This window comes from Pontibacter beigongshangensis, assembly GCF_014332515.1.
GTDB lineage: Bacteria > Bacteroidota > Bacteroidia > Cytophagales > Hymenobacteraceae > Pontibacter > Pontibacter beigongshangensis.
The window spans coordinates 20201-31383 of the sequence record NZ_VFSD01000038.1; the positions used below are offsets into that span (position 1 = coordinate 20201).

Annotated in this window: 7 protein-coding genes; all 7 read left to right on the forward strand. The window is 51.2% G+C overall.

The genetic code is table 11. From position 1 onward, the window contains the following. Window positions 1-34: 34 nt before the first annotated feature. A complete protein-coding gene (locus FJM74_RS21590) occupies window positions 35-403 on the forward strand; it encodes a hypothetical protein (protein WP_187264725.1) in 369 nt (122 codons plus the stop codon). A 65-nt stretch (window positions 404-468) separates the two neighbouring features. Continuing rightward, complete coding sequence (locus FJM74_RS21595) at window positions 469-3069, forward strand: alpha-L-arabinofuranosidase C-terminal domain-containing protein (RefSeq protein WP_187264726.1); 2601 nt, start codon at window positions 469-471, stop codon at window positions 3067-3069. Between the two features lie 660 nt (window positions 3070-3729). Beyond that, window positions 3730-5322, forward strand: coding sequence for a glycoside hydrolase (locus FJM74_RS21600; RefSeq protein WP_187264727.1), 1593 nt, complete (start codon window positions 3730-3732; stop codon window positions 5320-5322). A 478-nt stretch (window positions 5323-5800) separates the two neighbouring features. Further along, entirely contained in the window at window positions 5801-7069 is a 1269-nt protein-coding gene (locus FJM74_RS21605; protein ID WP_206684084.1) for a DUF2264 domain-containing protein, read from the forward strand. Between the two features lie 165 nt (window positions 7070-7234). Then, the gene (locus FJM74_RS21610; RefSeq protein WP_187264728.1) at window positions 7235-8104 is read left to right on the forward strand and encodes a glycoside hydrolase family 16 protein; all 870 of its coding nucleotides are present in this window, start codon (window positions 7235-7237) and stop codon (window positions 8102-8104) included. A gap of 22 nt (window positions 8105-8126) precedes the next feature. Continuing rightward, entirely contained in the window at window positions 8127-9341 is a 1215-nt protein-coding gene (locus tag FJM74_RS21615; protein WP_187264729.1) for a DUF4861 domain-containing protein, read from the forward strand. Between the two features lie 1148 nt (window positions 9342-10489). Beyond that, window positions 10490-11183 (forward strand): galactokinase (locus FJM74_RS21620; RefSeq protein ID WP_317175594.1); only part of this gene is annotated, 694 nt, incomplete at its 3' end.

Here is an 11183-nt window from a genome sequence, read left to right on the forward strand (position 1 = left end):
TAATCAATGAAGAATGGGTTTCAGTAGTACTAATATGTTGCTCATTCAAGCTGTTTATCACTTTGATAAAGGTGAAGAAGGAGTATCATTGGCGAATCTAATAGGTTATGTTGATTATGAGAATCATTCCATCATAACCTATCAGGAATTAATTGAAAGTATAGAGTCAGCTAAAGCATGCGGGCTAATAGAAACACGAGGAAGGAAGCTAAAGACGACTGAATCATTTAGGAGATGGAGAAGCAATTTCCCGAAGAACCTTAGTTTTGCAAAGGAGAATGCTGAATTACTGAACTTCCTGAATCAGAATTATACAAAGGTTAAAGAATTGAAAAGCACTTCTAACTTCTCTGAAGAAGAATTTAATAAAGCAGTTGAAGAGTATATAAAAGAATCACGATAGCCCAACCAATTATAGCAGTACGGCTTGCTAACGCTATGCCTCTGCTATACCAATACGTTCTTAATATGAGAAAATTAATTGTTTTTTCAGTACTTGCCTGGATCGCACTGATGCAAACATCATCTGCGTCAGCGGTGATAAATGAGCCGGATTCCGCCTACCTTTTCTCTTACGCCACCCATAAAAACGAGGGCCGGAACGGGCTGCACTTTGCCTGGAGCCTCGACCGTGAGAAGTGGCACAGCATCGGAAATGAGTTCAGCTACGTGAAATCTGATTACGGGAGATGGGGCGCCGAAAAACGCATGTATACGCCCTTTGTGCTGCGTGGGCCCGATGGGGTGTGGCATAGTGTGTGGAGCCTGAACGACCGGGAACAGCTTTTTGCGCATGCTGCCTCTCCTGACCTGGTGTACTGGGGCCGGCAAAGCTACCCGCGTGTAGCGGGTGGTGCTAATGTTCTGCGGCCGGTGCTGCAGTACGATAACAAGGCTGCCCATTACAGCATTACCTACACCGATACAGCAGGCAAACACTACCGTGTTACCACCAAAGACTTTAAAGCCTACACGCCCGCCACAGAAGTTCCTGCTGCACAATACCAGAATCCGAACCTTACCATAAGGCTGCCTGAAGGTGAGGCCACAGGCCAGGTTCACCGGGTAGCCTGGGCCGATGTGGACAGGCTGCTGAAAACCTATCAGGTAAAGCAGTACAAAAACAGCCTCTACAACGAGCGTATGGAACAGGATGCGCAACGTTTTGCCGGATTAAATCCGGTGGAGGCCAAAATTACCGTGCAGCCTGAAAAAGCAAAGGCTATAAGCGACCTGCTGATAGGCATATTCTTTGAAGACATCAATTACGCTGCCGATGGCGGATTATACGCCGAACTGGTGCAGAACCGTGGCTTCGAGTATGCCCTCAGCGATAAGGAAGGCCGGGACAAGAACTGGAACAGCACCCACTCCTGGTCCCTGAACGGAGAAAATACCACTTTCACAATAGAGACTGCTGCTCCTGTGCACTCCAACAACCCGCACTACGCGGTGCTCGATACCAAAGTGCCCGGTGCCAGCCTCGCCAATGCCGGCTTCGATGGCATAGCTGTAAAGAAAGGGGAGCGTTACAATTTGTCGCTCTTCGCAAAACAGTTGCAAGGCAAAAGCGGCAAGCTGCAGGTGCGGCTGGTAAGCGAAAAAGCTGGTGTGCTGGCGCAAGCCACGGTAAACGCCTCCTCTGGCAATTGGAAAACGGTAACGGCTGTGCTCACACCCTCTGCCACTGCCGCTGATGCGCGACTGGAACTACAGCCCCTCAGCCAAGGCCGCCTGGCGCTGGATATGATCTCGCTGTTCCCGCAGAAAACCTTTAAAGGCAGAAAGAATGGCCTGCGTGCCGACCTGGCTCAGACTATTGCCGACGTTAACCCGCGCTTTGTGCGTTTCCCGGGCGGCTGCGTGGCGCATGGCGATGGCCTGGACAACATCTACCACTGGAAAAATACGATTGGCCCGCTGGAGGCCCGCGTGCCGCAGCGCAACCTGTGGGGCTACCACCAGACAGCCGGTTTGGGGTATTTTGAATACTTTCAGTTTTGCAGCGATATAGGCGCAGAACCGGTGCCTGTGGTGGCAGCAGGTGTTCCGTGCCAGAACTCAGGTAGCGGTCCTCATGGCGGCGGTCAGCAGGGCGGCATTCCGATGAGCGAGATGGATGCCTATGTGCAGGATATCCTGGACCTGGTGGAGTACGCCAACGGCAGCGTGAAAACGAAGTGGGGGAAAAAACGTGCCGAAGCCGGCCATCCTGCCCCCTTCAACCTGAAGTATATCGGGGTAGGAAATGAAGACCTGATCACAGATGTTTTTGAAGAGCGCTTCACCATGATCTATAATGCCCTGAAGGAGAAGCACCCGGAAATAACGGTTATCGGCACGGTAGGTCCCTTTCATGAAGGAACCGATTACGAAGAAGGCTGGGACCTTGCCACCAAACTGGATGTGCCGATGGTGGATGAGCATTATTACGAGACCCCGGGCTGGTTTATTCACAACCAGGACTACTACGACAAATATGACCGTACCAAATCGAAAGTGTACCTGGGCGAATATGCCGCGCACTTACCCGGCCGACCAAACAACCTCGAAACAGCCCTGGCCGAAGCCTTGTACCTGACCGCCGTAGAACGTAACGGCGACGTGGTAAGCATGACCTCGTATGCGCCACTGCTTGCCAAAGAGGGCCGCACCCAATGGAACCCCGACCTGATTTATTTCAATAATACCGAAGTGAAGCCAACAGTAGGCTACGAGGTGCAAAAATTATTTGGCCAGCATGCAGGCGATGAATACCTGCCCAGCACCATCAGCTTGTCAGATAACCAGGAGGCTGTAAACAAGCGCATAGGCGTATCGGTGGTGCGCGATTCTAAAAGCAGAGAAGTGATTGTAAAGCTGGTAAACCTGCTGCCAATGGCGGTTAACTCCACGCTGGAACTGAACAACCTGGGTGTTGCCGGCGCAAAAGCAACAAGAACTACCCTACAGGGCACCCCCACAGATAAAACGCTGAAGCCGGTGCAGACCAGCCTTACTATGGCCGATACCATGCCTCTGGATCTGCCCGCCTACTCCTGCACCATAATCCGGATGAAGGCAAAATAGGGAATGCAGTACAGGAGGTTTATGCAGGAAATGTTCAGTGAGAAAAAAAGGGAGCCTGGCTTCGGGGTTTTTGAGTCTGGTCTCAAGTTGCCAGTCTTTTTAACTGATGTTACGCAGTGCATATTTTGTCCCCTTGGGGGTAGGGGCCCATAGCTGTCAGGCTAAGAGAATTCTATTTCCGTCATTGCCCATAATACCTGCCCTGCCTGCCCTTGCTGGGTGTTTTCACCAGCAAGCAAAGCTCACTTGGAGCATAAGCAGCAATTCAGGTCTTGGAGAAACTGCGATCTTCCTGCTGAAAGCAATTATCCTACTCTGTTGCCCGCAACCGCAGAAATGCCTGTTGGTGAAAACACACAACAGGGGCGTACGGAGCAGGTTTTCATGGCTGATACCACCCTTAGCCTGACGGCTAGGGGTAGGGGCCCTCGATAAAGAAGGGGGGTGGGAGATGATTTACACCTGCGAACGAACTGTTCCTGTATTGGCTGTAGAACCAGATTTTTTTCATAGTGCCGTAATCATCCCCCTTACCCCCTTCAAAGGGGGACTTTTCACAGGTAGTAAACTTTTGTGTAACATCAGTTTTTAATACATGTGCAAAAGTCAGTACAGCACATTTTCTAACAGTTCTGATCTTTTAATTCGGCGAAGCTATACATGCATAAAACAAACAGAAATATCCTCCTCCGCTTCTGCCTGTTGGCAGCGGTAAGTGTAGGTTGCCGTGTGCAGCAAAACGGGCAACCCCAGAATGCGCTGGAGGTTACCATAGATGCTTCGCAAAAAGCGCAGACCATCGATAATTTCGGAGCGGCGGGCTGCTGGTTTGCAGAAGGCATCGGGAAGCACTGGCCACAGGAGAAAAAGGAACGGATAGCGGAAATGCTTTTCAGTAAAGAGGCAGACGCGGAAGGTAATCCGGAGGGGATCGGCCTTTCTGCCTGGCGTTTCAATATTGGCGGCGGCACGGCAGTGCAGGGCGACAGCAGCGGCATAAAAAGTGTGCACCACCGGGTAGAATGTTTCCTGAACCCCGACGGCACCTACGACTGGAGCAAACAGGCCGGTTACCAATGGTTCCTGCACCAGGCAAAGAAACATGGCGTGGAAAACCTGATTGCTTTTTCTAATACACCGCCGGTGCAGTTCACGCAGAACGGCCTTGGCTTTAAAACCACCAAAGACTATCAGTCTAACCTGAAACAGGACAAGTACGAAGCCTATGCCGATTTCCTGACGGAGGTGCTGAAGCACTTCGACGCTGAAGGATTGCCCTTCAGGTATATCAGCCCTGTAAATGAGCCGCAGTGGGATTGGATCGGCAAGTTTGGGGAGGCCAAACAGGAGGGAAGCCCCTGGCGCAACGAAGAAATCTACAAAGTGGTAACAGCCCTGAACCAGTCGCTGGAGCAAAAGCAAGTGCCCGCTGATATTCTGGTTACGGAAGCCGCCATGCTTACCTACCTGTACGGGGCCGACGGTGGTGCTTCGCAGCAGGTGCAGCAGTTCTTCAGCGACACAAGCAAGCTGTACATCGGTAACCTGCCCCGTGTTCCGAAACTGATAGCCGGGCATAGCTATTTCACCGACTCGGGCGATAGCAGCATGGTGGCCATTCGTAAGCGTGTGGCGGAGGTGGTGCAGGAGCAGGACATAAAATTCTGGCAGTCGGAGTACTCTATGTTGGCCGACGGTTTCCGGGAAGGAACAAAAGCAAAACGCAGCGCCATGGATTGCGGCCTTTTTCTGGCAAAGCTCATCCACCAGGACCTGACCGTTGGCAATGCAACTGCCTGGCAGTTCTGGAATGCCTTTGAGCCTGGCAGAGCAGATGTTGACACGCGCTACTACCTGATCGCTTTGCAACCAAATGCCACCCACACCGACGGAAGCTTCTCAGACACCAAAAACCTTTGGGCGCTGGGGCACTTCAGTTACTTTATACGCCCCGGCATGCACCGCCTGCAAATTAACCGAAGCGATCAGGCAAGTGCCGAGGAAGCAGCACAGGGCGTTATGGTGTCGGCTTACGCAGATGAAAATGGGAAAAAAGTGCTGGTGGCGATCAACTACCTGCAGCAGGAGCAGCATTTGGACCTAAAGCTTAAGAACTCCAGGAAACCGAAAACCTACCAGAGCTATGTTACCACCGCTGCTGAAAACGACAATATGCGGGCACTTCCAGCCCGAAAAATAAACAGTGGGGTTACTTTACCTGCCCGATCAGTTACCACTGTTGTGATAGACTAAGTGGGAAATGAGGGTTAGCAGCGCGTTATCCGGAATCAAGATATAGTTTCGTGAGGTGCAGCAGCAACAGAAGCAGAAGGCTCCGGAGGGACTTTTTGATTAGCATAATTGTCCTTCCAGCGATTATACTTCTTCGCTAGTGCGAGCTTGTAGCTCGTACTTTTATGCTAGCGATAAGTGGCAATAGCAGGTTGTTTAGGATTTTCTATTCTTTCGCTAAAAGGAATAGAAGGTAAGAGCTACAGGCTGCTTTTCTCAACCAGATCGGCTTCAACGGGGGCGTTTTCCTGCTGTAGTTATTTTATGTGGAACATCAGGTAATTATTCACAAATGACCTTTTTTGGGGTATAGACTAATTCGATCCTGTCCCCTAACTAATATTTTATTCAATAAAAGGATTTTTACCAACAAGTCAGGAAAAACCGACAGCAGGCGCCAGATGCTGCACCGGAAGGAACCTGTTCAAAAACTAAAAGAATGACACAACTACTTTTTGCCACAACCAGAAAAGGAAGTAAACTCCTGCTGCTCATGTGCCTGATGCTTTGCTTTGGCAGCACGGTATATGCACAGAAGAAAAAAAGTGCCACGCCCTCAAACGACCGGCAACTCTGGCTCAACCACCTCGACAAGGTAGCCAGGCCCGTGCTTTCTAACCTGGCAGAAGACAAGCTGAAGCAGAATATGCCGGTAGTGCTGTCGGACAGAATTGATAACAAGGGTTCCCGTACGCGGGTGGCCTACCTGGAGGCTTTCGGGCGGGTAATGAGCGGCATTGGGCCCTGGCTGAACCTGGAAGGAGGAGCGGCAGCAGAAGTAGCCCTCCGGAACCAGTACCGGCAGTGGGCACTCAAAGCCGTCGCCAACGCGGTAAACCCATCGGCCAAAGATTATATGCAATGGAACGGCGGGCAACCGCTCGTAGACGCTTCTTTCCTGGCGCTGGGCCTGGTTCGCTGCCCCTGGTTATGGGAAAACCTGGAGCCGCAGGTGCAGGAGCAGGTCATCACCGCCTTCAGAACCACACGCTCCACTGTGCCGGTGTATTCTAACTGGATATTGTTTACCGGCATGATCGAAACCTTCTTCTGTAAATATGGCATCGAGTACGATGCCGTCCGGATAGAATATGGCCTGCGCGAGTTCACGCAGCACTGGTATGTGGGCGATGGCATGTACTCCGATGGCATGCAATTCGCCCTCGACTACTACAACAGCTATGTTATTCAGCCTTACCTGGTTGCAATTCTGGAAGTGGTCAACAGCAAGAATAAATCCTTTCAGTGGTACACGCCCAGGCTCGATAAAATAACCAGGCGCTATGCCGAAATTCAGGAGCGGCTCATTAATGCCGATGGCTCTTTCCCGGTGCTGGGTCGCTCTATCGCTTACAGAGCCGGGGCTTTCCAGCATCTGGCCGATCAGGCGCTGCGGCAACAATTGCCGGAGAGCCTGAAGCCCGAGCAGGTAAGAGGCGCCCTGACAGCCGTGATCCGGAAAACGCTGGAGGCCCCCGGCACCTACACCAAAGATGGCTGGCTGAACATCGGGCTCTACGGGCAGCAGGCCGACCTGGCTGAGTTCTACATCACCACCGGCAGCCTCTACCTCTGCGCCACGGCTTTCTTACCACTCGGTCTACCCGAAACAAACGAGTTCTGGGCAAAACCCGCTGCTCCCTGGACGGCCGCCAAAGTATGGAACGGACAGGATGCCCCAGCCGATCATGCGCTGGAATTACGGTAAAAGAACACTGCTGGCAAGGAGCAGCAGCAGCAGCAGCAGATAAGCATCCGGGAGGGCCATTTTAATTGAAATAATTAAGGAAATCCTGTCCATGCTATATCCTGGACCTGACACCCAATACAAGCGTTGGTTGCCAGCCGGAATTTTGAGATTAATGGATAAACCATGAAAGTAAAATGGATACTATTGCTGATTTCAGCAGGTTTAATGGCCTGCAGCAGAGGGCCATTAGTTAGGGACCATCAAAGCACCCTTCCTGTAGCTCCGGAAGGGTATAAACTGGTTTGGCACGACGAATTTGATAAGGACGGAAAGCCCGATAGCGCCAACTGGTCTTATGAGCACGGCCTGGTGCGCAACCACGAACTGCAATGGTATCAGCAACAGAATGCCACTGTTACGGATGGTGTGCTGGTAATAGAAGGAAAGCGCGAAAAGGTAAGGAATACCATGTATGACCCATCGAGCCAGGATTGGAGAAAAAATACAGCATTTGCCGCCTACACTTCTGCCAGTATCAACACCAGAAAGAAACAGGCTTTCCAATATGGCATTGTAGAGGTCAGCGCCAGGATAGATACGGCTATGGGCATGTGGCCGGCCATCTGGACACTGGGCGAATCGAAAGGGTGGCCAGCCAATGGCGAGATCGACATCATGGAGTTTTACCGGGTGCAGCACGAGCCCACCATTCTGGCCAATGCCGCATGGGCACACCAAAACCTGCGGGCTGCCTGGGATGAGCGTAAGGTTCCGCTCTCGCATTTCCTGGAGAAAGACCCCGCGTGGCCCGAAAAATTCCACATCTGGAAAATGGACTGGACAGAACAGTACATCAGGCTCTACCTGGACGATGAACTGCTGAACGAGGTGGACCTGAATCTGACTCGTAATCCTGACGGCTTTAATCCTTTTCATCAGCCGCATTATATCCTGCTCAACCTGGCAATCGGGTCTAATGGCGGAGATCCTGCCGCAACAGTTTTCCCCAGAAAGTATGAGGTAGACTATGTAAGAGTCTATCAGAAAAAATAACGACCAGCAACATAACTATAGCATGCCTTTAAATCAGATAAATCGTGCAGCAGCCTGGGCAGTGGTACTGCTCTTTGCTGCCACCTTCAGCTCCTGCCAGCAGAACCTTTACAGCCAGAAATTTACAGTGTCTAACAACCTGGGTATTGAGCGGAAAACCGAAACGGTGAGCATACCCATCGCTAAGGTGAGAAAGCTGGCAGAAAAGTACGGAGCCGAAAACCTGCTGGTAAAAGATGCCGCTACAGATGCTGTGCTCGTGAGCCAGGCGCTGGACAGCAATGCCGACGGTACCATAGACGAGATCCTGTTCCAGACCAACATGGAGCCCAACGGCAAGAAAGATTTCATTGTTCGGGCTCTCGAAAAAGCTGCCGCGCAACGCCCCGAAAGCAAGCTTAGCACCTACTCCCGCTTTGTGCCGGAGCGCACCGACGACTATACCTGGGAGAATGACCGGGTGGCTTTTCGCACCTACGGACCTGTGGCGCAACAGATGGTGGAGCGCAAAGAACCTGGCGGCACCCTGACCAGCGGCATAGACGCCTGGCTGAAGCGGGTGGATTATCCGATTATAAACAAATGGTACCAGAACCATGCAGACAAACCGGGTGCTTATCATATCGATTCCGGAGAAGGCTACGACCCTTACCATGTGGGCGACAGCCGGGGCATAGGTGGCATTGGCGTGTGGGAGAATGATCGGCTGCATGTGTCTAAGAACTTCGTTTCTTACAAATCCATTGCCGAAGGCCCGATCCGTACGGTGTTTGAGCTGACCTATGCACCCTGGCAGGCCAATGGCCGCACCATTACCGAGACCAAGCGCATTAGCCTGGACCTGGGCAGCAACCTGAGCCGCTACGAAGTAACCTTACAGAGCAACCAGCCCTTGCCAAACGCTACCATCGGCATTACCCTGCACGATCAGAAGGGGGAAGTAAAGACAGACCAGGAGCAGGGCTGGTTCCGTTACTGGGAACCCATGGACGACTCGGAACTTGGCACCGGCCTGGTAGTGGACCCAGCCGTGGTGCAGGTGTATAAAGAGCACCGCGTGCATACAAGAGACCAGAGCCACCTGTATGTGCTCACCACGCCGAAGCATAACAGCATAACCTATTACCCCGGCTTTGGCTGGAAGAAAAGCGGACAGTTTACCTCAAAAGCGGACTGGGATGCTTACCTGGCTGACTTTGCCAAACGCCTGGCGTCGCCGCTGGAGGTTAAATTCTGAGTTTTAAGTAAAAGTAAGACGCTGTTTTAGCTGTAGCAGATCAGTTTCCCCGATCCTGCTAATGCCCCTCCAATGTGATTTTTAGAAAGGTTTAAGGCTTGTAAAGCTGCCGGATAGTCTATGTACCATAATTTCTAATACTACTATTGATTCATTTGTTCGCCTTTATCCCCGGGGCTGTCCCCTGACAGCCCCTTCTTTTGCATGAAACAGACCAATTGCTGACTTACCCAAAGTGCGCTGTCAGGGGATAGCGCACGGACACTTATAGCAAATAAACCAATTGGTAGGGTATAATTTTAAATTTCTAAGTTTTAATTGGAAAAGCATTAGTTGTTTATGCTGCACGAGATCGGGCTTTTTGTCTGGTCCCGGCTGGCTTGCGCTGCCTTGAATGGCAAAAGACGGTTGTTTGCCCAAATCCCCCCCTTATATTATTGTTTATCCCCCCTTTTAGCTGCAGCCGGATTAATAATTTTGGACATGCTGCTGGCTTTAGCATAGTGTGATACCTGGAAGAAGGCAGCATAGCGTGATGTAAACCATTTGGAACATACATTAGTTAGGAGAGCCTCTTGCTTGGAAAACGCAAAGTCGTGTTTTTTAGAGTAATGGATGTGGTGAGATACGGTGTTACAGTAATTTACAAAAAGTAGAAATCCGCCTGAATTCCTGGATGCAGTACCCTGATCAGTGGCTGAAGCAAAATGGTAGGTTCGTACATACAGTCGATATGCATCAGGTAGAAATGAAAAAAACAGCGGAGAGACTGGTTTTATCATAAAATATTTGCTGAAACAGGACGGTAATTTTAGCGCAACAGGTATGAAAGTATCCATGCTCTTTCTGGTCCCTGCCTTATAAAAAGCATGTGTGCAGTTACGGTCGCCAGGCGAGCTTCTTTGCGGGAGTTTCTGCCCTGGAACCTTAAGTGCCTCTCTTGCCAGGCTCTGGAAAAATGGTGCGAAGTAATTAATCTAATCAAAAAAGCCCTCCGCTGCCTGTTTCTGCTGCTGCTGCTCCATAACGAGCAATTTTGGAGTGGCGGAGCAGCACCAGCCATAAACCTGGCGATTTTTATGGCGTTGGTCTGCGAAAATCAGCAATTGAATAAAATACCACTTTGACCTATTTCAAACTACAAATACATGCTGAACGATATCATTCTGAAGTTCGTGGATCTGTTTGAGCAGGAGCCGGTTGTGGTGCGCTCTCCGGGCCGTGTGAACCTGATTGGAGAGCATACCGACTATAACGAAGGTTATGTGCTTCCGGCCGCCATCGATAAAGAGATTTACTTTGCCATGGCACCTAATAAATTGAACGCCTGCCGCGTGCACTCCTTCGACCTGAATGAGAGCGATACTTTTTCCTTGTATCAGGTCCATCCCGGTAGCATTATATGGTCTAATTACCTGCGGGGTGTGGTGGCGCAGTTTCAGAAGGCCGGATACGACGTTAAAGGGTTCGACCTGGTGTTCGGCGGGAACATTCCTATAGGAGCGGGGCTATCTTCCTCTGCGGCAGTGGAGTGTGGCCTTGCCTTCGGCCTGAACCACATCTTTGATTTAGGTGCCGATAAATTTGAAATGGCACAGATGGCACAGCGGGCGGAGCACGAATATGCCGGCGTTATGTGCGGCATTATGGACCAGTTCGCCAGCATGTTCGGCAAAAGCGGCCATGTAGTGAAGCTCGACTGCCGCTCGCTGGAGTACGAGTACTACCCCTCCGACATGCGCGACTACCGCATCGTGCTGCTCGACACGCAGGTGAAGCACTCACTGGCCTCCTCGGAGTACAACACCCGCCGGCAGGAGTGCGAGGCCGGGGTGGCCCTGC